General features: G+C 42.1%; 20 protein-coding genes. 13 read left to right on the top strand and 7 right to left on the bottom strand.

Annotated elements, in window-relative coordinates:
• The first annotated feature begins 37 nt into the window (after positions 1-37).
• From ACQKMP_RS06190 to ACQKMP_RS06165, 6 genes are all read left to right on the top strand, one after another.
• Entirely contained in the window at positions 38-1,657 is a 1,620-nt protein-coding gene (locus tag ACQKMP_RS06190; RefSeq protein WP_427469022.1) for an extracellular solute-binding protein, read from the top strand.
• Between the two features lie 219 nt (positions 1,658-1,876).
• The gene (locus ACQKMP_RS06185; RefSeq protein WP_427469021.1) at positions 1,877-3,523 is read left to right on the top strand and encodes an extracellular solute-binding protein; all 1,647 of its coding nucleotides are present in this window, start codon (positions 1,877-1,879) and stop codon (positions 3,521-3,523) included.
• Positions 3,524-3,645: 122 nt separating this feature from the next.
• On the top strand, positions 3,646-4,536 hold the full coding sequence (locus ACQKMP_RS06180; RefSeq protein ID WP_231573407.1) for an ABC transporter permease: 891 nt from the start codon (positions 3,646-3,648) through the stop codon (positions 4,534-4,536).
• 28 nt (positions 4,537-4,564) lie between these two features.
• Positions 4,565-5,467 carry a carbohydrate ABC transporter permease gene (locus ACQKMP_RS06175; protein ID WP_156113080.1) on the top strand — a complete coding sequence of 301 codons (903 nt, stop codon included), beginning with the start codon at positions 4,565-4,567 and terminating at the stop codon, positions 5,465-5,467.
• 211 nt (positions 5,468-5,678) lie between these two features.
• A complete protein-coding gene (locus ACQKMP_RS06170) occupies positions 5,679-6,281 on the top strand; it encodes a TetR/AcrR family transcriptional regulator (RefSeq protein WP_042186259.1) in 603 nt (200 codons plus the stop codon).
• Positions 6,282-6,298: 17 nt separating this feature from the next.
• Positions 6,299-7,789: an MDR family MFS transporter gene (locus ACQKMP_RS06165; RefSeq protein ID WP_042186261.1), complete on the top strand. Its 1,491-nt coding sequence runs from the start codon at positions 6,299-6,301 to the stop codon at positions 7,787-7,789.
• A gap of 74 nt (positions 7,790-7,863) precedes the next feature.
• Here the strand turns inward: ACQKMP_RS06165 and ACQKMP_RS06160 are convergent, their stop codons facing one another.
• The 6 genes from ACQKMP_RS06160 to ACQKMP_RS06135 form a co-directional block, all read right to left on the bottom strand.
• Positions 7,864-9,357 carry an ABC transporter substrate-binding protein gene (locus ACQKMP_RS06160; RefSeq protein WP_379422583.1) on the bottom strand — a complete coding sequence of 498 codons (1,494 nt, stop codon included), beginning with the start codon at positions 9,355-9,357 and terminating at the stop codon, positions 7,864-7,866.
• Positions 9,358-9,397: 40 nt separating this feature from the next.
• Positions 9,398-10,159 (bottom strand): response regulator transcription factor, encoded by a 762-nt coding sequence (locus ACQKMP_RS06155; protein WP_339246326.1) that lies wholly within the window; start codon positions 10,157-10,159, stop codon positions 9,398-9,400.
• Between the two features lie 2 nt (positions 10,160-10,161).
• Positions 10,162-11,904: a sensor histidine kinase gene (locus ACQKMP_RS06150; RefSeq protein ID WP_156113081.1), complete on the bottom strand. Its 1,743-nt coding sequence runs from the start codon at positions 11,902-11,904 to the stop codon at positions 10,162-10,164.
• A 185-nt stretch (positions 11,905-12,089) separates the two neighbouring features.
• The gene (locus ACQKMP_RS06145; protein WP_042186267.1) at positions 12,090-13,586 is read right to left on the bottom strand and encodes an ABC transporter substrate-binding protein; all 1,497 of its coding nucleotides are present in this window, start codon (positions 13,584-13,586) and stop codon (positions 12,090-12,092) included.
• A gap of 92 nt (positions 13,587-13,678) precedes the next feature.
• Entirely contained in the window at positions 13,679-14,608 is a 930-nt protein-coding gene (locus ACQKMP_RS06140; RefSeq protein WP_042186269.1) for a carbohydrate ABC transporter permease, read from the bottom strand.
• Between the two features lie 11 nt (positions 14,609-14,619).
• Positions 14,620-15,570 (bottom strand): ABC transporter permease, encoded by a 951-nt coding sequence (locus ACQKMP_RS06135; RefSeq protein ID WP_042193514.1) that lies wholly within the window; start codon positions 15,568-15,570, stop codon positions 14,620-14,622.
• A 211-nt stretch (positions 15,571-15,781) separates the two neighbouring features.
• Here ACQKMP_RS06135 and ACQKMP_RS06130 point away from each other — a divergent pair, with 211 nt between their 5' ends.
• From ACQKMP_RS06130 to ACQKMP_RS06115, 4 genes are read left to right on the top strand one after another with little or no spacing between them, the layout of a single operon-like run.
• Positions 15,782-16,051 (top strand): hypothetical protein, encoded by a 270-nt coding sequence (locus ACQKMP_RS06130; RefSeq protein WP_042186271.1) that lies wholly within the window; start codon positions 15,782-15,784, stop codon positions 16,049-16,051.
• Between the two features lie 16 nt (positions 16,052-16,067).
• The gene (locus ACQKMP_RS06125; RefSeq protein ID WP_156113214.1) at positions 16,068-17,015 is read left to right on the top strand and encodes an ABC transporter permease; all 948 of its coding nucleotides are present in this window, start codon (positions 16,068-16,070) and stop codon (positions 17,013-17,015) included.
• A 16-nt stretch (positions 17,016-17,031) separates the two neighbouring features.
• The gene (locus tag ACQKMP_RS06120) at positions 17,032-17,940 is read left to right on the top strand and encodes a carbohydrate ABC transporter permease (RefSeq protein ID WP_042186276.1); all 909 of its coding nucleotides are present in this window, start codon (positions 17,032-17,034) and stop codon (positions 17,938-17,940) included.
• Positions 17,941-17,975: 35 nt separating this feature from the next.
• A complete protein-coding gene (locus ACQKMP_RS06115; protein WP_339246331.1) occupies positions 17,976-19,589 on the top strand; it encodes an extracellular solute-binding protein in 1,614 nt (537 codons plus the stop codon).
• Between the two features lie 93 nt (positions 19,590-19,682).
• Here ACQKMP_RS06115 and ACQKMP_RS06110 read toward each other — a convergent pair whose 3' ends face one another.
• The gene (locus tag ACQKMP_RS06110) at positions 19,683-21,944 is read right to left on the bottom strand and encodes a helix-turn-helix domain-containing protein (RefSeq protein ID WP_156113082.1); all 2,262 of its coding nucleotides are present in this window, start codon (positions 21,942-21,944) and stop codon (positions 19,683-19,685) included.
• A 212-nt stretch (positions 21,945-22,156) separates the two neighbouring features.
• On the opposite strand from ACQKMP_RS06110, the gene ACQKMP_RS06105 reads away from it, so the two are divergent.
• From ACQKMP_RS06105 to ACQKMP_RS06095, 3 genes are read left to right on the top strand one after another with little or no spacing between them, the layout of a single operon-like run.
• Positions 22,157-23,545 (top strand): alpha-L-fucosidase, encoded by a 1,389-nt coding sequence (locus ACQKMP_RS06105; RefSeq protein ID WP_427469020.1) that lies wholly within the window; start codon positions 22,157-22,159, stop codon positions 23,543-23,545.
• A gap of 27 nt (positions 23,546-23,572) precedes the next feature.
• On the top strand, positions 23,573-24,859 hold the full coding sequence (locus ACQKMP_RS06100; RefSeq protein WP_339246337.1) for an alpha-L-fucosidase: 1,287 nt from the start codon (positions 23,573-23,575) through the stop codon (positions 24,857-24,859).
• Positions 24,860-24,888: 29 nt separating this feature from the next.
• Positions 24,889-25,917 (top strand): carbohydrate-binding family 9-like protein, encoded by a 1,029-nt coding sequence (locus ACQKMP_RS06095; protein ID WP_427469019.1) that lies wholly within the window; start codon positions 24,889-24,891, stop codon positions 25,915-25,917.

Here is a 25,917-nt window from a genome sequence, read left to right as displayed (position 1 = left end):
TTGTCTATTGCAGATATAAGCTACGGGGGGATTCAATATGCGAGGAATGAGACGATGGGTTATATGTGTATGTATGCTACCGGTGATTATACTGCTTCAGGGATGCAGTGCGAAGAATGAGTCTGACCATACTACAGAGCGCAATGTAGAGCTGCTAGACAGGGTACAGATTAGCGTGATGACACCTACACATCAGCTATCCAAGAATCTTCAGGATATTCCTTATTTGAATCGCATCGCTACTGACGCAAAAATTCATGTGAACTGGATGCAGAAACGTAACGGATGGGAAGAAGCGAAAAGCACTGCTTTGACAAGCGGAGAAATGCCTGATGCTTTTTTGGCTGGATTGACCGATCAGGATATCATCGCGAATAAGGATAAATTCGTAGACCTTAGTGAATATATCGATAAATATGCCCCGAATATCAAGAGAATGTTTGAGGAAGTTCCCGAAACCAAGCGTGTGAGTACATTTCCCGATGGGAAGATGTATTCTCTTCCCGGTGTAAGACCAATTAATACAGATAGCTATAATGTCTTGATGATTAATAAGAAATGGCTGGATAAGCTTGGACTGACAGAACCGATTACGCTGGATGAACTGCGTGATGTATTAACCGCCTTTCGCAATGGAGATCCCAATGGCAACGGGAAGCAGGATGAGCTTGGAATGGACTGGTGGGCAGGTGCTGGAGGAAGTCTGGGGAGCAGAGGTCTATTTAGTGTGACCAGTTTACTTGGGGCTTATGGAGTGACAGATAATTTCACCGAAGAGATGATCGGAGTGACGAAAGGGCAGATCCGCTTTTTGTTCGAGAGTGATGAATATAAGAGCTTAGTCTCTTACCTGGCAGAGCTCTGGAAGGAAAAGCTGATCAATCCGGACGTGTTCACGCAAGATTATTCCGGGATGAAAGCGAGTGCGCAACAAGATGATGTGGCAACGGTTGGTGTGACCTTCGGTTGGTCATTAACAGACCGCGTTGGTAAATGGGCCAACGAATATGTGGCTTTGCCACCGCTGCGTAGCGGTAGTAATGTGGCGCCATTATGGCCAATGAGTCCTTCTCGCGTAAGAATAACAACCAATCTGTTTAGCATGACAACAGCTAATCCGCATCCTGTCGAGACCATTCAATGGATTGATCAATTCTACTCCGAGGAAAATTCGATCCAAGGCTATTACGGCTCCATGCCTGATTATGTGACTAAGGAACTTGACGGTATATATACCATAGTTCCCGCTCCAGAAGGTGATCAAGATACACAGCAATGGACGAATGCTCTCGTGGATAATGGTCCGCTATACTTTTCGCAATCATTGGAGAACAAAACGATTGTTCCTCCCGCGGTAACGATCCGAAGAGAATTGGACAGCATCTATAAAGCTTATGAGCCTAAATCAGAGGACATTTATCCGATGATTAAATTTTCGTCAGAAGAGCTTAATGAAATGGCCTTGGCAAAATCAGATATATTTAAGCTGGTCGATGAGAAATTTGCGGAATGGATTATGAATTCAACGGTAGATAAGGAATGGGATCAGTATATTAATCAGCTGAAACAAATGGGACTGCCAGTACTGTACAGAATATATCAACAGGGTTATGACGATTATTATGCTCAACCAAATTTGAACGTCAACAATAATTGAAAACGCATTCAAAAAACGCCCAAAACCATTGAATTGTTAACGCTTTCAAATATTGCGAATGCTTAAATTCTTGTTCGTATACAGCCGCCTCAACCCCGGGTTAAAGTTGCGATGTAGCCGTCATGTGAAATGCGAGCAGCAAGAAGCAATAAATTGTATTCCAATTGCTTGCCTCGCAGCTTGAACGTGCGCTTTAAACCAAAAAGGGAGGTTCGTTGTATGAGGGAATATTTGTTAAAGGTAATGAAGCCCGTATTAGCACTTAGCCTATTTGGAACAATTCTTGCGGGGTGTGGAGGCGGGAGTAATGATGGTGCCTCTTCTTCTGATTCAAGTTCGTCAACGAATTCTACAACCGGTACAGTAAAACTAAAAGGGATCATGCTGAAACATCCTCTTACGCAAGAATTCTCCAAAATGGAATGGTTGACCAAGGTTGAGGAGCAAGTGGGGGTAGATATTGAGTGGCAAGAAATTTCAGCGGACTGGGATCAGAAAAAAGGCGCTTTGTTAGCCGGAGGAGATATTCCGGATATCCTTATAGGACCGAATGTGATCACGGATGCTGATTTTGCCCAGTTCACCGGACTCTTTCAGGATTTAACCGAGCTCATTTCAACAGGCGGCACTAACATTCAACAGATGTTTACTGAGAAGCCGGAGACCAAATTAATCGCTACACAGCTGGATGGGAAAATATACGGTTTACCAAAATATCAACGATTCTGGCCGGATACGGTAAGTCGGCAATATATCAATAAACAATGGTTAGACAATTTAGGTCTCAAGGAACCGACTAATTGGGATGAATTATATAATGTGCTCCTGGCGTTCAAAGAGAAGGATGCCAATGGGGACGGTGATGAAAATGATGAAATTCCTATGGATTTCGCTCCGGTGGGGACGACAGGATTTGGTTATTTTCAGCCACAAATATTGCTTGGCAGTTTAGGTATTACATTAACGGATAGTAGTGGTCAAGGATATTTTACCGAGGGTGGCCAGATTAAAAATTACTTTGTGGATGATCGATACAAGCAGTTCGTGGAATTCATGAATAAGTGCTGGCAAGCTGGCTTAATTAACCCGGAAGCCTTCACGCAGGATTATTCCAAATTCCAATCGGTTGCGCGCGGCAGCGGGGACAAAGCGAAGGTCGGCTTTTCATGGGGTTGGGAAGTAACGGACCGCTTTGGCAACACCTTGGCTCCACAATATGAGTCGATCGCTCCGCTTAAAGTGTCGGCGGATTCAACGATTAAGCAGTCCTATGACTATGACGGTTACTCATTGAATTTCGGCGGTAACATGGTCGTCATGTCTGCTAAGTCCAAGAATAAAGAAGCGGCAATGAAATTTATTAATGAGCTGTATAATCCTACAGTTAGTATGCAGGTACTATTCGGATCACTTGGTACGAACATTAAAGATAATGGAGATGGAAGCTACGCGGTCCTGCCACCTACTGACAGCCAAATGGACCCAGGCACATGGAAGTGGACATCAACCTGGGCGGATAATGGACCTACCTTTATCTCCGATTCATTGAAACTGACACTTGGAACTGATATGCAATCTGTTGGCAAACAGACAGAGCCGCTGCAGGCGGTCCTCAGTGGGATTGACAAGGATAACGATATTTTACCAAGCATGTTCATTAAATATAACCCGGAAGACAACAATGCCATGGTGTTAGTGAATACGAATATGATTAATCTGGCGATGTCTAAGTTCTCGCAGTGGGTTACCAAAGGGGGAGTTACCAAGGAATGGGACTCCTATGTGAGTAACATTAAGCAGATGGGGCTGGATAACAACTTGTCCACTATGCAGAAATACTATGATGATTACAAAAGTAAGAAATAAGCTGTAAAGATTTATAGAACATCCGGAGACGGCTTTTCTTTACAGGATGAAGAGAAGCTGTCTCCTTATAAAGGAGGCTTATGATGTCCTCAATAACTCCCAATAAACATAGAAGAAATCTAATGGAGCTTAAACGCGACTATCAATTATGGATTATGATAATTCCGGCGATCGTTGTAGTTATCATCTTCAACTATATTCCAATGTATGGAATTCAGCTTGCCTTCAGGGATTATGATTTCTCGCGTGGATTGGCAGGTGGCGCCTGGCGCGGTCTGCATTATTTCTCACAATTCATCAATAACTATCAGTTTTGGGATTTGATGAGAAATACTGTGATTATCAGCATCACAACAATCGTTCTTGGATTTCCAGCACCGATCATACTAGCGCTCATACTGAATCAAGTGAAATGGTTTCGCACTAAGAAGCTGCTGCAGACCATCGTATATATGCCTCATTTTATCTCAATTGTAGTTATGGTTGGATTGCTGAATGTTCTCCTGTCACCGAATACAGGAATCCTTGGTCAACTGATCTCCAAGCTTGGCGATACGGACATTAATTTGCTCGCCTCCACGAATTCATTCGTCCCGGTGTTTGTGATTTCGGATATATGGCAGCATGCTGGATGGAACAGTATTATTTATCTGGCCGCATTATCAACAGTGAGTCCAAGTCTCTATGATGCTGCCAAAATTGACGGAGCGAACAAATGGAAGATGATTCTGCATATCGATATCCCTGCCTTGGTTCCGACAATTATCATATTATTTATTCTGAGTATGGGGAATGTACTGGGAACCGGATTCGAGAAGGTATTCTTGATGCAGAATTCATTGAACCTTCCCGTATCAGAGGTCATTTCCACCTATGTTTATAAAATCGGTATTCTTTCCAATCAATTCAGTTATTCGTCAGCCATCGGATTATTTAATACCGTCATCAATTTTTTCTTTCTGGTTACCATGAACTGGATTTCCAAACGCAACTCAGATATTAGCCTCTGGTAAATGGAACGAACATCGAAAGGTGATGCTTATGCAGGCAACAACTAATCACAAGCGCAGCACGGGTGAGATTCTATTTGATATTTCGATCATTATCTTATGTGTTCTAATTTTCCTGATCGTCGCTTATCCCTTGTACTTTGTTATTATTGCTTCTGTCAGTGACCAGACATTGGTCTCCACAGGCAAGGTTACTCTATTTCCCAGAGGAATCAGTTTCTTTGGCTACGAGCAAATTTTTCAGGATATGCGTATTTGGATAGGCTACAAGAATACCATTATTTATACAGTTTTAGGAACATTGTTTAATTTGCTTCTTACGATCCCTGCAGCGTATACACTATCCAGACCAGAGTTCCGTGCACGCCGGTTTCTAATGTTTTTCTTCGTTTTTACATTATTTTTTAATGGCGGACTAATTCCAACGTATATCCTGATGAAGGATCTATCCTTGACTAATTCGATGTGGGTCTTCATTCTTCCCTTTGCAGTGAATGTGTTTAATCTCATTATTGCACGTACGTTCTTTGAAGCTTCACTACCTAAAGAAATTTATGAATCCGCTGCATTGGATGGATGTACTCATTTTAAATTTTTCTTCTATATTGCGATCCCTTTATCTAAGTCCGTCATATCGGTCATTGCGCTGTATTATCTGGTAGCACATTGGAATGATTTTTTTACTGGGCTTATCTACATTCATTCGAATGACTTGCAGCCGTTACAAATCATTTTGCGTGATATTCTGTTATCCAACCAGGTTTTCTCTCAAGGCGGAGGCTCGGGCGGCAGTGCAGGCGGATATGCTCAGCAATTTGCTGACCAGGTTAAGTATGGAGTTATTATTGTATCTACTTTACCGATTCTCATCGTATATCCGTTTATTCAGAAGTATTTTGAAAAAGGTGTTATGATCGGTTCGATAAAGGGCTAGGAGAACAAACAAACACAATCAGCCGGCGAGATATATTCTCGGCCGGTTATTTTTGTTCTTCAAAACTAAGCACTGCATCGCATGTTTCCGTCTTTATTGAAAACAGTAAATATACTTTCTGAAATTTCCATTGACGCACATTAAGTTTTCAAGGTATATTAAACATTGTTTTAAACAGTGTTTAATTGCATGACGAGTTAAGGAGAGTTCTATGACGAAGGAGAAGATTTTAGACGCAACGCTGCATTTAATTAAGTCCGAAGGGATTGATAGTGTTACCATTCGGAAGATTGCTAGTGAAGCTGGTACTAATGTAGCGCTAATTAATTATTATTTCGGGTCGAAAGAAAAACTTATGCATGAAGCAATGAAGATGATCCTGGAAACATTCCGCTCGGCATTTGATATATTCGATGCTCTGGAATATCAGCCAATCGAACGACTGAAACAATTTATTTTAACGTACGCCTTATTTCTTAAAGATTATCCTGATCTGCTCAAGCGGATTCTTGGTCATGATCCAATGTTTGAATCGGTAGCCGAATATGTACATTTTATGAAGCAACAAGGGTTCGAGAAATTAAGCACAGTCATGACAGAAGTGACGGGTGTAACCGATCGAAAGACCATATTGTTGATGACACAGCATATGTTTGCTGCCATTATGTCACTGTTCACCAAAGTGAATCCTGTTACTAAATGTCAGCCGAACAACTGCATTCAATCGTCTTTACTCGATATTCCTATATCGATTGAGGAAAGTATTGATTTGTTTTTCGAGCATTATTTTCACAAATATTCAGTCAAAATTTAGAAAGCAGAGGTATCACAATGACTTCAAATACTGCAACAAAACCCCTTACGCAGGAAGGGGACACGTTCTCCCTGAAAGCTATTCTGCCACCTTTGCTTGCGATAATCGTCGGTATGATTATGGTTATTCTGGACAGTACAGTTGTTAACAATGCAGTTCCTAAACTAGTGGAATATTTCCATACTGATCTAAAGACAATTCAATGGGCAATAACGGGGTACACATTAGCACTATCCGCAGTAATTCCACTTGCTGGTTGGATGACCGATAAATTTGGATCAAAGCGTATTTTCCTTGTAACGATTGTGCTGTTTACATTAGGGTCTGTTCTATGCGGCTTAGCGCAATCACCTGAACAACTAATTTTATTCCGTATTATTCAAGGTCTAGGCGGAGGTATGGTTGCACCGATCGGGATGGCAATGGTATTCAAATTAGCTCCACCCGAACGTCGAGGCTCAATTATGGGTGTTCTTGGAATCCCAATGTTGATGGCGCCAGCTTTTGGTCCTGTAATATCCGGTTATCTTGTCGATTATGTGAGTTGGCACTGGATCTTTATTATCAATTTGCCTATTGGTGTTGTGGCCTTCATTTTGGGTAAGAAATACTTACCGAAGACTGAACCGCAGAAGTCAACACATCTTGATATTCTCGGGATGTGTCTTGCACCGATTGCGTTCGCTATGCTTGCTTATGGTGTAAGCGAAGGTGGAACAGATTGGTCTTCAACGGGTGCTATTACAGGCTTAACAATCGGTGGTATCGCATTAATACTGTTCATTGTGGTGGAGCTTAGACAGAAGTATCCTTTGCTTGAACTGAAGGTATTTAAATCATCTGATTTCACTCGCGGTATTATTCTTACTTGGATCGTACAGATGGCATTATTCGGAGCTACACTGATGATTCCTTTGTATCTACAGAATATTAAAGGTTATACCGCACTTCATACCGGTTGGATCGTGATGCCGCAAGCGTTATGCGCCGGTCTTATGATGCCGATTAGTGGTAGGTTGTTTGATAAAATTGGAGCTCGTCCATTAGCGTTCTGTGGGTTGAGTGTTATCGCCACCGCGATGTTTATTCTCTCGACGGTAACCGTGGATACACCGATTTGGATGGTTATTGTTGCGGTTTGTGTGATGGGGTTAGGTATGGGGTCAACCATGATGCCTCTTAATACACATGTATTAAATTCAGCACCACGTCATTTGGTTAGCCGTGTGACACCGTTGACTTCAGCGGCTCAACAGGTTGTCGTATCCTTCGCAGTAACAGGTCTTACAGCTTATCTGACTTCTCATACAAATACTCATATGGCAACAATCGGAAAGACAGGAAACCCGCAGACTGCCTTAGTAGCCGGCTTTGGAGATACGTTTCTCCTGACCGCTTGTATCGTATGTGTTGGTATTGTTATGTCCCTCATCCTTCGCAAGCCGAAGCTGCAACAAGCTGAAAATATCGGTGAAGAGGTAGATCCAGCGATGATGATGGGTCACTAGTCTTAAATAAGCCCCCCAAGAAGGTCACTTTATCTAAAGTGTCTCTCTTGGGGGCTTTTCTTTACAGTGACTTTCTATTTCCTCCAAAGATCCAATTGCTTCTGGATCTCCTTACGTACCTTATCAATACCTGCTTCATGAAGTTCATGGTTGAATTTGGGGAGAATGGCATCAACATCGACACTGCCTGTCATAAGACTTGGATAAAATTTGCGCCAGACAATCTCAATGTTGTCAATTTGCTCATTTAGCTCTGACAGATCGGGAGTAAAGCCCAGTACTTGGGACTCCACAACCTTGGAGTTGTAGATGCGGAATTGCTCCCACTTGTTTAGTGGGTCAGGGTAGATTCCACCTAATGTACTTAAGATAAACCAGTTTCCCTGAGTGTATTGTATGCCAGTGTAGCCACCGTTCGCCTTGGGAAGAGGATTTCCTTGACTGTCTTTTATCGAACTTAGGACAACCTGGTCATTCTGATCCAGTGTATAATGAACGCCTTCAATGCCGTATTGAAATAAGTTACGCAGGTCAGGATCCGTATTCAATAAGTTTAGAAATTTGATGCTCTCCACAGGATGCTTCGTATGTGCATTCACAACCATCATCCCTCCGCGCACAGCTTCTGTAGTTGCCACCTCGGGTGTTACTGGATTGGTTACAATTTTATACCCCAGATCGTTACTCCAGACGCTCTCAGAGAGTGGACCGCCACTACCAGATTCCCAAAATACCTTTACACCATGTTTCAAACTTCCTGGTTCTCGCAAAGCGGCGTCTTGATTAATGAACCCTAATTGATAGTAACGTCTTAACGTATCCAATATATGTTTGGCTTCACGGGTTTCGAAGATATTGACCACAGGAGCAGTAGGATCCAGAGATTGGATCATTAATGGGAGTCTGTTGTCCCCTATATATTCGTAGCCGTACATAGCAAAAAAATTGTGTGAGTCTCGATCAAGCTCCATGGGCAAATAATCGGGTTCATTTTTTTGTATCATGCGAAGCAGCGGTTCCAGAGATTCCAGTGTGTTATATTGGTTAACTTTAATATTGTATTTTTCTACCAGAGAATCAGGATACATCCAATTCTCGCGTACAGCCAATTCTTTGTTGGTGGGGACGCCGTAGATGAACCCGTCATCCATCTCAGCACCCTTCCAAAAGATGGGGTCTATTGCAAGGTACATTTCTTTGGCTAGATTCATGAAATAGTCATCTAACTTCAGCCATACCCCACGTTTGGCATATTTAGCATAATCCGGAGCAAAAGCAATATCAAAAGGGCTGTCAGAGGAGATCATTGTATTCATGCGATCAGCATATTCCTGCCAACCAATTTTATTATAGGTTATGGTAATTCCAATTTTTTTCATCAATATGTCGTTAATTTTGTTGTTAACAAGGGCCAGATCCTTATCAGGATCACCGATTGTATAATAAATCAGATTTACCGTGGGTTCTGCATTAAAGTTCGCAGCGTTCAAGTTCTGCTTGGTGCAGCCAGTTAACAATGTAATGAACAGCAGAATAATGCCACAGATGAAGCAGCTATATCTATTCATGACACGGCCCCCTAAATCACTTTGCAATATACATCCAGCCTTAACTTTTCATCCGTAAACTTGAGGGAGAGGTACCAAAATGATTTTGAAATTGTGTATAAAAATAGTTCAGGTTGTTATAACCAACAGAAAGGGCAATCCAGTGTATTTTCTCATTAGTCGTTTGGATAAGCTCTTGTGCACGATGCATCCGATAGCTCATTAGATACTCTGAGAACTTCATACTTGTTTCTTTAATGAAGATTTGTCCGAGATAGGTACTGTTCATTTGAAATCGATCAGCAACGGATTTTAATGAAATATTATGAGCGAATTCTGTTTTAATCATAATTAATATACGATTGACCAGCTTTGAGAAGGCATCGTAATGTATTCCAAGTACAGGATCAATACTCATGGAGTCAGCATTCACATCTCTAATCGTGCCATGTAAGTCTTCGATAATTATTTTTTCAATGACCTCCTGCAGCTTGATTCGATCCACAGGCTTTAATAGGTAATCCTTTACTCCGCAACGAATAGCTTGCTGGGCATATTGAAAGTCACTATAGCCGCTTATAATAATATATTTGGTTGGAAGGCTCACTTCATTTAGCTTTTGGATAGCATCATACCCTAGATTCTTTCCAATACACACATCGATAATAGCAATGTCAGGTATTAAATCTACAGCTTTAAATACAGCATCTTCAGTGGATTCACTTGTTTCTATTTGTTTGAATCCGTAATGCTCCCAATCCAGAATACGTTTCATACCTTCCAAAATCTGAGGTTCATCATCCACAATCAAAAGTTTGTACATATCTAATCACCTCTTTTAGAAATCTGTACAGAGATTTTGACACCAGCTTCGTCATTATTCTCAATGGTAATCGAGAAATCCTCTTGATAGAAAAATTGTAGCCGGGCATAGACATTATATAGTCCGATGCTATTGGTGGCATGGTCATTATTACTTGAAAGGACCCGTCTGATGGCAGTTAGCTGTTCTTCATCAATTCGTACTCCATTGTCAATGAAATCCAGTCTATAGTAGTCTTCATCTTCCCAGCCTGACACGATAAATAAATTAAATTCTTTATTTATATTAAACCCATGGACGAAGAAATTTTCTGCCAAGGGTTGCATCCAGAATTTAACAGTAGAAAGAGCAAGAATAGTATCTTCAACATCAATTTGGTAAAAAAAGTGCTCAGGATATTTAAACTCCATAATTTGCAGGTATTTTCGTAACAGTTCCAGCTCACTACCTATTGAAATAATATTTTCTTTTTTAACAATTTCTCGATACAACGCTCCTAAGGTTGCAATCGCATCTGCGGTAGGCTCATTCTGATGAACCAATGCAGTAGATCGAATAACCTCCAAGGTATTATAAAGAAAATGTGGATTGATTTGATGTTGAAGCGCTTTCATTTCTGCTTCCTGCTGTTTTAATTTAAGCAAGTATTCGTTTCGAATATATTTGTCTAATTGGTGTATCATATCGTCGACTTCTCGAGCAATCATACCATATTCATTCATACGATAACGTGCAGGCTTATTGGGAGTGAAGTCAGCAGTTTTCGCACGTTTGATTGACTGTATAATACGGTGCAGAAACCGCGAATCATCACGAAGGTTGTAGACTACGAGCAGGAGTACACAGATCATAGCGGTAAAGACGATCATAAATATATTGAGCAATACCGTGCTATGCTGACTTATTAGTGCAGCCAAGTCTACTGTACTAATAAATCGATAATTGTATTTGGTAGATGTAAAGGTAACAAAGAAAATTGGAATATATCCTTTATATACGATAAAGCCATGATTTTTATTATTCGCAACCGCTTGTTGGGTGATTTCTTTCATTATGGATTTATTGTTACCAATAATGAATGTCTCCCCGGTAGAGGGGTTGATTACAGCCGCATTACCGAGTTGATAATTATTTACGATACTGAATATTCGCTTGCTACTGATCTGAAAGTGGATTTCCCCTGGTTCTGTAGCACTTTGATTTAGTTTTTTGCGAGAGACGAAGCCCTTCTGTATACTTTCATCGAAGATTTCGTCAGAATTTGGAACGCCAAACTGGAAGCTAGGAATACCAAAACTATTAAAATAGATAATATTTCCGTAGTCCTTGGTATGAACGCTGATTTGAGTAATATCTCCCTGGGCCCAGCTGTAAAGATATGTTTTAGTATCCTCAGGAAAAGAGAGCAGTGATTGTGATGAATAAGGGCTATTCTCCAATCGTTTAGTCAGATATCCTTCAACGGAAGGGCTCATAAAATAACGGACGTCTTTCATCAGATCCTGATTGGAATACAATCTTTGCATGTAAGCTTCAATCCGATCGGCATCATTCTGAAAGTTGTTCTCAATACGGGAAAAGGCATTCGCAGCTTCAATCCGTGTGTTCCCGATCCATTGATTAATAAGAATAACGCTGGTCATAGTGCCCAGTGTTAACCCGATGGTTACAATGAAGATCAGGTAAGCCCAAAATTTATTGCGATATATTTTAATATGAAAAAAAGAACTCCTCCAAAACCTCATTTGTAATGCCCCCTAAGGTCAGACACATAATATAGAGGAATAAGTCTCTCGCTGCTATGGTTGTGAGAGCATGTAATTCACTGTAAATATATATGAAGCGTAGCTTTAGTTCAAATAAATTTTAAAGTACGAAAGGAAAACACATGGTATATCAGCGCTGATATACCATGTGAGTTCGATAAGCTTTACTTAAAGTAATTGTTGATTTGTTCTTGAGCAACTTGCATGATTTTGTCCATTCCAGCATTTTTCAGCTCAGACAGCAATTTAGGGATTACCTTCTCAGGATCAGAAGCGCCTGTAAGCAATTCATATCTATATTTATCATATACAGCTTGGCAGTTAGCAACTTCAGTCTGCAACTCGCCAATATCAAGTGCGAAGCCTAATACGCTAGATGATGCCGCTTGTTCGTTCAATTTTTTCACTTGTTCCCACTGATCTAGAGGAGCTCCCTTCGTAACCGCAAGATTGAAGAAGGTACCTTGGGAGTATGCTGCCAAAGGCCATGTATCACTGATCCGCTCGATTGATTTCTCTCCGTCAATGCTCTTATAGTCGACGCCTAATTCACCAAATGCAAGCATATTTCGTAATTTTGGATCTGTATTCACTAATTGCAAATATTTCATAGCTTCCACTTTGTATTTGGAATTTGCCGAGATTACATTCATCGAGCCTTGAATTGTACTAGTTGTATACAAAGGCCCAAAAATTTGAGTCATGACGTATTTGTCAATACCTGCGGTGATTTGCCAGCCAGCTTCTGCACCAGGGAAGGCTTGTGCGGAGAAGAATGCTCTGTATTTGTCGCCTTCAGTTTTAGTTGGTGCATCCGGGTTAACAATACCATCTTTATACCACTGATGTAGCAGCTTTAAGTTAGTCATAACTTCCGGTTGTTCAAACACGGACACGACTTTCCGGGAAGCATCCTCAACGTTTACTCCAATAGGATTGAAACCTAAAGTCATATCATCATAATTGTTTAAAATGCCTGGGAAGCCTTCGCCTTGGATCAACTGCAACGGGTAGAAGCTTTTGCCTTCACCAGCTTTCATATCATGGAATGGTTTGTCTAAATCTTGCATCGTTTTAATGTTTTGGTAATCGATATTATATTTTTGTACAAGCTTGTCATCGAATACCCAATATTGAGTTAATGAAGAATCCTTATACGTCGGTACAGCGAAAGTTTTTCCACCAATTTTCACACCATCCCATACTTTGGTAGGGATAGACTTGTAAAGTTCAGGGGCCTCACTTTGTACCAGATCCGTAATGTCCGCGAACGCTCCCATAGCGACCTGCTTACTGTACTTTGTGTTGTTGGTAAACATCATATCAAAGGGTTCACCTGTATTCACAATGGTGTTGATTTTTGTGTCCCATTCTCCCCAGCTAGCCACTTTGATGTCCACTTTGACACCGATTTTCTCAGCGGTGTATTCGTTCATTTGCTCAACGGCTTTACTAAAATTCTCAGGAACCTGTCCGCCGATCAGCCACCATACCAATGTAGGGATTTCCTTGGTGGTTGGTGCATCAGTAGCAGTTGTGCCACTCTCGTTTTCATTGGTTGCTGTGGGCGCCGCTGGCTTCGAGCTGCCACATGCAGCAAGCAGGGACAGCATTAATGCGAGAATACACAATGTTGAGGCGAACTTTAGGGTGTTCTTCACTTTAACTCCTCCTAGTGTTGAATGATGAATAGTACCGTAGTAAAAGTACGGTTATATATCATAAACCAAGCTTGGCTTGGCTTATTTCGGGACTAGCCTTTGACTGCGCCAATGGTAAGGCCGGTAATGAAGTATCTCTGGAAGAAGGGATACGCGCAGGCAACAGGCAACACGATGAGAATAGCAACAGCCATACGGGCAGATTCTTTAGGCATTGTTGCGACAAGCTCAGCAAAGCTGATACCCATGCTTATTGAGTTTCGGGCGAGCGCATCGGCATTGGACATTAAGCTGTTAAGTAACGCTTGTAGCGAATAGAGATTCTGATTATCGATATACAGCATCGATTGAAACCAGTCGTTCCAGTAACCGAAGCAGAGGAACAGTCCAATCGTAGCTAGTACAGGCAAGGAGATTGGGAGAATGATTGAGAAGAAGGTGCGAAACTGACTAGCCCCGTCAATTTCAGCAGATTCGATTAAGCCATCAGGGATCGTGCTCCTGAAAAAGGTTTTACAAATAATAACGTTAAAGGAGGATACTGCGAGCGGCAGGATGAGTGCCCAAACGCTGTTCTTTAATCCCAAGAAATTTGTGTTGATAAAGTAACTGGAGACTAGCCCCCCGTTAAATACCATCGGGATGAATACAACCCAGGTGAGGAAGTTCTTGAGCTTGTAAGCCGGACGTGAAATGACATATCCCATTGTTGTGGTGAGCAGCACGCCAAGTACAGTACCTACGATAGTTACAAGTAGGGATACACCTAACGCACGCAGAATCATCGTTCCTTGCTTGGCGATATAAGAGTAAGCATCTCCGGATAGAACGGTTGGGAAAATGCTGTATCCTGTTTCACGAATATAGGATTCATCGGTAAGCGATATGGATAACACGACGATCACAGGCACGACGCAGGCAATTGCCAGCAGAATAAAAATTAGGGTGAACAAAGCATTGATGCCGTTACTTGTGCGGTTGAATTTCTCCAAGCCAGATTGATAGGTGGGTGTCTTTGCCATTGTCTCTCCTCCTAGATCATTGCACTGTCGGAATCGATTTTTTTAACGATCCAGTTAGCACTCAGGATTGTAATACAGCCCAGCATCGATTGGACGAAAGCGGCAGCGGATGCCATTCCTACGGTGGCGGTTTTTAGCTGTTTATAAACTAGGACATCAACTGTTGTGGCCACATTGTAGAGGGAGTTGGAGTCGCGTGTGACCTGATAGAACAGTCCGAAATCCGTGTAGAAAATACGACCTACTGACAGGATGAACATCATGACAATGACCAGCTTTAGCATGGGTAAGGTAATGAAGCGTGTCTGCTGCCAGATTGAAGCTCCATCAATAACTGCAGCCTCATAATAGGTGCTGTCGATTCCCGTGATGGTTGCCAGATAAATAATCATGCCATAACCTATGCTCTTCCAGATGTTTAAAAAGATAAGAATGTAGGGCCAATATTGCGGTTCCATATACCAATTCACAGCATCATGCCCAATACCCACAAGAAATTGATTGAGGATGCCTTTATCAAAGCTGAAGAAGGCCCAGCCTACAGCAGATACGACTACCCATGACAGAAAGTAGGGCAGAAACATCATGGTCTGATAAACCTTGCTTGCTTTGCGGCTATGCAGCAGGCTGATCATAATGGCGAACATTACCGGCAACACGATGCCAAGAATAATGAAAATGATGTTATACCCTATCGTGTTACGAAGAATGATCCAGGCATCATTTGATTTGAATAAGAATTCAAAGTTTTTGAAGCCGACCCAAGAACTATTTATTACGTTGCTAATAAAGTTGCCGCTGATTTTGAAATTTTTAAAGGCAATAATCATACCGAACATCGGTAAGAAAGAAAATAAGATATACCAGATGAATGTCGGCAAGGCGAGCAGGGTTAACTCGGAATCTTGCTTTCGCCAGTGTATGCGCTTTCTAATTTTGCTACGTTCAATTTTAGTGCTCATATCATCCGCTCCTTCATGTGTTTCATACATGCTGCTATTTGTAACCGCTTTCCCTGAATTAATTTTATAAAGTACAGTGAGATGCTTCCAGTTAAGAAACATGATACTTCAGTCAACAAACGTTAGATTCAGGATGAATTCCCTTTAAATGCGCAAAAAAAACATGTGCTATGGAGATTTATACACATTGCCTCTGTGAGGAGCTTTGGTATTGTATTACAACGCAATTATGGGCGAAAAGCGCAAGAATGACACACTTATAGAACATCAACATAGCGGTGAAACGTATATCATCCCGCAGTACAACACGAAATTCTTGATAAGCGAGAATGACATATTTACGATTTGCTCGATTCTATATAGTGTAAATGTAAGCGCTAGCATTAATGCGATTGATAACAATTCGATAGATAATGATGCTCACTCGATGATCAGAATGTTCTCATCATTACCTATAAGGAGGGGATGTCGCGATGCATGAAACAGGAAGCGTACATATGCGAACTGTGAATTCAGCACCGAAAGAAAAGCGTAAGGGCAGAAACGAGACATGGAAGAAGATTTGTCAGAATTGGGAGCTTTACATTTTTATCGCACCCGCATTCTTTTACTTCCTCATTTTCAGCTATGGACCGATGTATGGGATTCAGATTGCTTTTAAGAACTACATTCCGTCAAAAGGCTATTTTGGCAGTGAATGGGTAGGCTTTGATCATTTCATTCGATTTTTTAACTCGTACTATTTCTGGGATTTGCTGTGGAACACGCTCAGTATTAGCTTGTATGAATTAGCCATTGGATTCCCAATCCCAATTATTCTGGCGCTTGCGTTTAACGAAGTGAAGGATGGCTTCTTCAAGCGACTTGTTCAGACCGTTACGTATGCACCTCATTTCATTTCTGTCGTTGTTATGGCGGGGATGATTATTACCTTCTTGTCTCCATCGAACGGAATGATTATTCATGCCATTGAAAGCTTAGGCTTTAGTGCACCGCAGTTTCTGACAAGCCCTGGTTGGTTTAAGACGATGTATGTATTCACAGGCGTGTGGCAGAGTGCGGGGTGGGGGACGATTATTTATTTGGCGGCACTCTCGGGAGTAGACCCAGGCTTGCATGAAGCGGCAATTATTGACGGAGCCTCTCGCTTCCAGCGTGTTCGCCACATCAATATTCCAACGCTTATACCGACCATGACCATTCTATTAATTCTAAATATGGGTGGCTTGTTAAGTGTAGGTTTTGAGAAAATATTACTTCTGCAAAATTCATTGAATATGTCAAGCTCTGACGTGATTTCAACCTTTGTCTATCGATCTGGTCTTGTCGATGCGCAATATAGCTTCTCAACAGCTGTTGGTTTATTTAACTCCATTGTGAATTGCATCCTGCTTATTACGGTGAATCAAATTGTCCGCCGTACGAGCGAGAACAGTCTATGGTAGAAGGAGGTTGGAATTTATGGTATCAGGTATAAAGCTATCTAAGCGAGATCGAATATTTCTAATTTGCACCTATACGTATGTGACAATTGCATTGTTGTTAGTCGCATATCCCATCTTATATATTATTAGCGCATCGATCAGTGATCCGAAGATGGTTGCTTCCGGTGAAATGTGGCTTCTTCCAAAAGGTATTACCTTTAAGGGGTATGAAATTGTATTTCAGAACTCGAAGATTTGGACGGGGTATGGAAATACGATTTTGTATACATTGCTAGGCACAACGATTAACTTGGTCGTTACGATGCCAGCGGCATATGCACTCAGTCGTAAGGACTTTGTAGGCCGTGGGTTTTTCATGGGGATGTTCATGGTAACGATGTTCATTGGAGGGGGTCTCGTCCCTACATACATGTTGGTAAAAGGGCTAGGCATGGTCAACACGATGTGGGCACTAGTACTTCCTGGCGCAGCGTCAATCTGGAATATTATTGTCTCTCGTACCTTCTTCGCGAACTCCATTCCAGCTGAGCTTCAAGATGCGGCTCAAATCGATGGCGCGACGAATATTCGCTTATTCCTGCGGATTGTTCTCCCGTTATCGATGCCAATTATCGCAGTTATGGCCTTATTCTACGGGGTAGGGCATTGGAACAGCTATTTCGGCGCCATGATCTACCTGAATGATGATGCGAAGTATCCATTGCAGCTTGTGCTTCGTCAGATTCTCGTGCTTCAGGAAATGCAATCTCAAGTAGGTGGCATTATCGATGCGACAGCTGCTGCAGCCCAGAACAACAAGGCAGAAATTGCTTCACTTGTGAAGTATGGAGTCATTATCGTATCTACGCTTCCGATTATTGCTGTCTATCCATTCTTGCAACGTTATTTCGTGCAAGGTGTCATGATTGGCTCTGTTAAGGGTTGATCTTAAGATACAAGTAAAAAAGGGGAGGTTTTTGTATGACGAATTATCGTAAAACTGGACTCATGTTGTTATGTCTTTCCATGTCAATTTCTATTTTTACTGCATGTGGATCGAGTAACGATAAGGGGACGGCAAGCACAGAAAGCTCAGACACAGCCGCAGAGGTTCATAAGACGGGCTTTCCTATCGTGGATAATCCGATTGAGCTTTCTATTATGGCACCGGATGTAGGGCGTCAGGATTGGAACAAGATGCCTGTTATTCAGGAATACGAGAAGATGACGAATATTAAGTTAAAGATTCAAAACGCCCCACAAGACAGCTTTGAGACGAAAAAGAATTTGGTATTTGCAAGCGGTACGCTTCCCGATATTTTCTATGCGGCGGATTTAAAAGGATCGGATCAAGTTACCTACGGAAGTCAAGGTTTGTTGCTGCCTTTAGAAAAATACATTGATGAGGGCTACGCACCTAATTTAAAAAAAATTCTCGATGAAAATCCGGATATTCGCAAATCAATGACAACACCAGATGGACATATCTATGCACTACGCAATATTCAGCCATCTGCGGTATGGTATCGTGGACCGATGTGGTATAACGGGAAGTTCTTGAAGAAGTTCGGCATGGAAAACAAATTACCGCAGACCACAGAAGAGCTATACAACTATTTGAAGAAGGTTAAAGAGGAAGATGCGAACGGAAACGGTAAAGACGATGAGGTTCCTCTATCCTCTGTGAAATTAGATGATTTACGGATGTTCTTCCTCGGATTCTGGGGGATGTATAACGAGGATATCTACGTAGATAAGGAGAACAAAGTACACTTTCCACAAGCTGAACCAGCCTACAAAGAATATTTAACCTTCTTGAATCGCTTATGGAACGAGAATTTGCTGGATCATGAAACATTCTCTCAAACCGATGAGCAGAAGAAAGCAAAAGGGAAAAACAATCAAGTGGCCTTATTCTCCGATTATTTCCCATACTTCACGCTTGGTGGTGAACCGAGTGAAGATAACCCGATGATGCAGCCTGTATCTAGTGATATTGCTGGAACACCTGTATACGGCAAGCATCCTGGTATTAACACCATTGGCGGTTTCGCGATTTCAAACACGAACCCCAACCCGGAAGCAAGTATGCGCTGGATTGATTACCAATTTAGCGAAGAAGGGTATTCCTTCTGGGCGTATGGACCTGAAGGTACGTTATTTAAATACAAAGATAAAGCAACAGGCGAGAAAGAATGGCTGCCAGTTCCAGATGGTACGGATCGTGAAGAATACCGCGGTACAATCACGCCAAACTACGGGATTAATACACCAGGTTCCTATGAGAACAGCTATGTTTTAGGTCTTCGTACTAGCTTTGATGACTGGATTGACAAAGAAACAGCTACAAAGCTTACACCTATTGCAAAGACTCCCTTCCCATCGGTATTCCTGACGGTAGACCAACAGACGGAAATCAAAACACTCCGTTCCGATTTGGATAAATACGTGAAGGAAATGGAAGCGAAATTCGTTACAGGCGCAGAGCCATTATCCAATTGGGACAAATATATCACTCAAATGAAAAAAATGGGGTATGAGAAGCTCGAATCAACGTATCAACAAGCATACGATACATGGGCTGCTAGTAAATAATTTGTGAAGCTTATACATTCTCATATTTTGAAAAACTTCCCGGTCATCCTAGGCATGACCGGGAAGTTATGATGAACCCTAAGCGAGGAAGGATTATACGGTATCGTTAGGCTCAGTATTGGGATGATTACTATTCATCTGTCGATACTGGCCCGGGGTATAACCGGTTTCCTTTTTGAATTTTCGAATAAAGTTTGGTGTGTCGAGGTAGCCGACGCGCTGGATAATATCTTTTAACGGATCACTTGTTATTACGAGCTGTTCCTTGACCTTATCTAATCGTTTTTGCCAAATATATTGGACGAAGTTGATGCCGACCTTATCCTTGAATGAACGACTGAGATGGGAAGGTGAAATCGTAAACGCAGCAGAAACAGATTCAAGGCTAAGTGAATGATCAACATAGTGCTGGTCGATAAAAGCAACGATATGATCCATGAGTGAATGTTCTTCTTTTTTATGCGTCTGCTCTACCTGTGTACAAATCTGAGTGGCTAAACGGTAGAAATTCTGCTCTATAAGATGGACGGGACCATTCATGAAATGGGGAGAAGCAGACTGCATCATGTTATCCATCTTTAGCTCAACTGCAGTTTTGAGCATGGTATTCAGCAGGTCGAACAATACGCATCGCATCAGCAGGGTAGATCGTTGTTTATTATCAAGGCCATGGATGGCTGTGTGAATAATTTGTTTGGCGACTTCGTAGTTGCCCTGCTTCAAGCTTTGTGCAAGCTTTAATAGCTCGTTACTAGGGAGTAACACCGTTTGATCATGGGCACTGGATAGCTTTTCAAAATACACGGTGGTTCCATGCTCGGTCGATTTACGCAATTCGAAGGCGGAGCAAGCCTCAACAAAGGATTGATTAAGCTGCTGAGGGCTCTCATAACATTTGCCTACACCGATCATCGGGTGGATATCCATTATGCCTAACGTATATTCACGGATCGCATCCACGATGTGAACGATTTGTGCAGCGAGTGCCTCATCATCTTCGAGCTGTAAGCTCACAATGAGTGCGAGCTGATCCAATTGCGGGAGCTCTACACCGTATACTTGTGTAGCAAGCGCTGGAAATTCAATAAACGCAAGCTTGCGATGTACTTCTTGTCGCGCATGAAGATGCTGCTGTTCTAATTCATCCCAGCCCATCATCATGACAAAATGATGACTTTGGTCGAAGTGCAGATGAAAGGTATCGAATATTCCATGCGTCATCATTTGTGCATGTCCATGCTTTAATAGCATGGACAGAACATGGTTGCGTGCATAGGGCTCTTGGAGATCAACCTTGGAGCTATACTGCTGTAATGTTGTTCGTATATACTCGAGCTCATTTCCAGAGGCCGGTGTATCTGTTTTTTTGTTCGTGAAGCGAACGAGCTCAGCAATCGGAAGATATTGCATCCGAGCGAATAATAGAGCGATGGCCGTTCCTACAATGGCGATCACAATGAATAAAATAATGATGAAGCTCCGAACATTAAGTACGCTACTGAAAAACTGATTACTCGCCATTAAAGTCACATATGACCAGCCATTGACATCCGATGTGACGGAAATAACCGAATGATCTTCGTTGTTCATCGATAGATTATGTATGCCGGGTGGAAGCTCTGATAACCGTTGGATATCCTGTTGGCTAGCTGTATCTCCATGGCCACTATAGGATAAAACACGTCCATGATTATCAAAAATATACGTTAATCCTCGATAGTTACCGAGAACGGAATCGATCAGATATGCCAACTCTTTCTCTTTAATGAGGTACATGACAGAAGCATATGGATCTGAGGTGTTGGGAATGATCGGCAGGATATAGGTTAATACAGATTGCTCGAGTGGTGAATTTTGATTCAGCATGTTCGTAAGTCGAATGGATGGAAATTTGGACGAGTTTAAAGCAGTCACAAGTTCATCATTCTTCCAGCTTCCAAACTGATAGGAGCTACGAAATACATCCAGGCTATACATGCCATGGTTGGAATAAATATTAGGGTCATGATGATAGTACAGAAATATATCCTCCACAATGGAATTGGAAGATTTGTAGCTATCTAGTGCCGCTATGGCGTCACGACTTTCATAAGGATCCAGTATGCGATAATGAGCGAGACGAGCGTCGTATGACATCCGTGACGCCATATCTCTTAAATCATTCATGCGTCCATCCACCACCGTTTTAATTTGGGTGAGCTGATTAAAGTGAGCATTTTCAATCTCCTTTTGTAAATTATCGGTAGCATTTCGGTAAATGAAAACGATTACAAATATAAGCGGAATAAGAAGGATAAGTAGATACGAACCGGTGAATTTCAGAAACAATTTCGATTTGAAATAGTTATAATTCAAATTGTTTTCCCCCTTTTGTGGAGCATACATGGAGATGTTCCTATCAAGCTATGAATACAGCATGATATAGATCGGCGCTTGAATACTTATTTATATTCAATAATAGGATGTTTATAGCGGATATTTATTTTTATGTCAAATGTTTTTTGAAAATATATCATACTAAATCAATAGAATCGCAGCCTCAGAAGAGCTGCATGGAGGTCGTGCAAATGAATGACGCTAATGTTGTCGAGGAGCAAATTGTTGTTGAAGGAGTTCATAATTACAGCACAGAGGAGGATTACGTTAAGCCGGAGGATTCGCAGCTATTAGATCAGCTGGAATGGTTCAAGGATCAGAAGCTGGGCTTGATGATGCACTGGGGACCTTATTCGCAGCTTGGACTTGTTGAATCGTGGGCGCTTAGTGATAAAGATGGAGATTGGTCACGGGACGATATTGATTGGGGGGTTGATTCGACGGAGCTGAAGCGGCAATACTTCGGGCTGAATAAAACCTTTAATCCGCTCCGTTTTGAGCCTGAGAAGTGGGCAGAGGTTGCTGCAGAAGGTGGCTTCAAATATTTAAATTTCACAACGAAGCATCACGATGGCTTCTGTATGTGGGATACGCAGACAACAGATTATCGCATCACGGGTAAGGATTGTCCTTTCCATGCACATAAGTACGCGGATATTTGTAAGAACGTATTTGATGCTTTTCGGGCCAAGGGACTTGGGATCTCTGCCTACTTCTCCAAAGCGGATTGGCACACACCAACATACTGGGCTCCAGGTATGGAGACGGGGACGTTCATGAATCGAGGTCCTTCGTATCCAACACAAGATTATCCTTGGCTATGGGAGCAATTCGTACAGTACACACATGATCAGATCATGGAATTGATGACGAAATATGGACGGATTGAAATGCTCTGGTTGGATGCGGGGTGGGTGTGTCCACAGAATAAGAATAATCCACAGGATATTCGGTTGGGTGAAGTGGTGGAGAAGGCACGTCAGCATCAGCCATGGCTACTAAGTGCAGACCGTACCGTTGGCGGACCTTATGAGAATGTCGTTACACCAGAGCAAACGTTGCCCGCGCGTCCCCTGCATATCCCATGGGAAAGCTGTATTACGATGGGGACTGCGTTCTCTTATCGGTATGAGGATCATTACAAGACGACACGTCAATTAATTCATTTGCTCGTTGAAGTTGTAGCCAAAGGTGGTAACCTGGCACTTAATGTCGCACCACAACCAGACGGCCGCTTGTCACCAACAGCGATGGATCGGATGAAAGGAATGGGCAGTTGGCTCAAAGTCCATGGTGAGGCGATTTATGGAACACGCATATGTGCGCCATACTCCGTTGGAAATACACATTTCACGAAAAAAGGCGATGTCATCTATGCTATCCATCTGTACTCAAAAGAGCAGGAACTCGTGATCAGTGAGATTTGTATTTCACTCGAGCAGGCTGTGACGCAAATAGATCTTGTTGGCGGACAAGAGAATCTAACATTCGAACGAACAACAACTGGATTGATCGTTCATTTACCAGAGAGCGAGCTTACGGGAATTGCCCCAATTGCACATGTATTTCGCATAAAATAACGAGTTGAACTATGGGAGGAAGAGCAGATGCAACAATGGTTCACTGATGCAAAGCTAGGAATTTTCATTCACTATGGAATTTATGCGGTACAAGGAGTTGCAGAATCATGGTCTTTCTATAACGGGAGAATGTCTTATGAGGACTATATGAAGCAATTGAATGGTTTTACGGCCTCTAAATTTGATGCGAAGTATTGGGCAGATCTGATTGCGAAGTCAGGAGCTAAGTATTCTGTTCTTACAACGAAACATCATGACGGAGTTGCATTATTTGATACGAAATTCAGTGATTTGAGCGTTATGAAGGCGACACCTGCCAAGAGAGATATTATTAAGGAGTGGTCTGAGGCGATTCGAGATCAGGGTCTTCGCGTAGGGATGTATTACTCCCTCATTGACTGGTCTCATCCTGATTATCCTTCAGTCTATGAGAATGGTGTCGTACCAGATGACTTGAGACAGATAAATCGTTATTCAAGTCCGATGGATGGTGTCCAAGATCCAGAGCGATGGGAGAGATTTCTGGCATTTAACCGTAATCAACTAGGAGAAGTGTTAACGGATTATGGTCAGGTTGATCTGTTATGGTTCGATGGAGATTGGGAACGAAGCGCAGAGCAGTGGGGATTGCCAGCATTCAAAGATTATTTAAAATCATTTAATCCTGATCTTATTATAAACTCACGTTTGCAAGGGTATGGGGATTATAAGACTCCTGAGCAAGGTCTTCCCATTACGCGTCCGGAAGGTCCGTGGGAATTCTGTACGACGATAAATACGTCATGGGGTTATGTGCATACAGACCACAATTATAAATCATTGAATCAAATGATCCGAATGTTCTGTGACTGTATCAGCATGGGCGGCAATATGCTGTTAGATATTGGGCCCATGGAGGATGGAACGATTGATCCTAGGCAGGAAGCGATCTTGCTCGGATTAGGTGATTGGATACGTACACATGAAGAAGCCATCTATGGAACACAAGAGGGTATTATGACACGCTACTATCTGGGTGGTAGTACATTGTCTCCCGATAAGAAGAACTTGTATCTCTTCGTTTACGATACGCCGAAGGAGAACATTTGCCTCAAAGGGCTGTGTAATCCCATTACCAAGATTACGGTGCTTCACTCAGGCAAGGAGCTCAACCATGAAATTCACGGTGGTGTGCCCTGGTTCCACATACCAGGTACAACTTGGATTCAGATAACACCTGAAGATATGCATGAACAAGTGACAGTACTTAAATTGGAATTCGATGAAGAAATTGAGATGTACGGCGGTTCAGGCGCAGTTGTAACGCACAACTAAAGTACATTAACGGATAAAGGAGCATTCGTATGGTAAATCAAAGTGGAGTACCAGAGCCACACATTGTTTCATACGCCCCCAAGCATTATCTGTGTAGACGAGCGACGGAGTCGCTTGTCTTGGATGGGAAGCTAGATAAGCCCTTTTGGCAGCATGCAGCATGGACAGAAAAGTTTGTTGATATTGAAGGGGATTTGCGTCCGATGCCAGGAAAGGATACGAGGGTAAAAATGCTATGGGATGATGAGTATTTTTACTTTGGTGCAGAGCTGATGGAAGATCAGATCTGGGGAACGCTGACAGAACGTGATTCCGTTATTTTTTACGATAATGATTTTGAGATTTTTATAGATCCAACAGGAGATTCCCATCAATATTACGAGTTTGAGATTAACGCCTTGAACACGGTATGGGACTTACTCCTTGTGAAACCTTATCGTGACGGAGGTCCTCCAATTAACGGTTGGGATATCCAAGACTTGAAGACGGCTGTTCATATCGAAGGTGAGTTAAATAACCCGCACGCTGACAATCGGAAATGGACGGTTGAAATTGCAATACCATGGAATAGTTTAAAAGAATGTGCCACGGATCGACGATCACCTTACGCTGGGGAATTTTGGCGTGTTAATTTTTCACGTGTTGAATGGCGGACTGAGGTTGTCGATGGCAAGTATCGTAAGCTTCTCAACCCCGACACAGGGAAACCTTATCCTGAGGATAATTGGGTGTGGTCACCACAAGGAGTCATAAATATGCATTATCCAGAACTGTGGGGCTATGTTGTATTCGTGAATGAAGCGGGTCCATATCACTTCGACATCCCTCGGGATGAACATATCAAATGGGAATTACGGAAGCTCTATTATCGTGAGCGGAACTATTACGAAACACATGGCATGTTCACAGCCGATTTTAATGCATTGTGTGAAGAAGATACATGGACCATAGAACCAAACATTGAAACGACGACTAAAACTTTTATTATATCTGCATCAACATCAGATGAGACGTCCCGTCTTTACATTCGCGAGGACGGGTTTCTCTGGAAGGAGTAA

This window comes from Paenibacillus sp. NPDC101420 (genome assembly GCF_050277435.1).
Classification (GTDB): Bacteria; Bacillota; Bacilli; order Paenibacillales; family Paenibacillaceae; genus Paenibacillus_AQ.
This window is presented reverse-complemented; position numbering and strand designations above follow the sequence as displayed.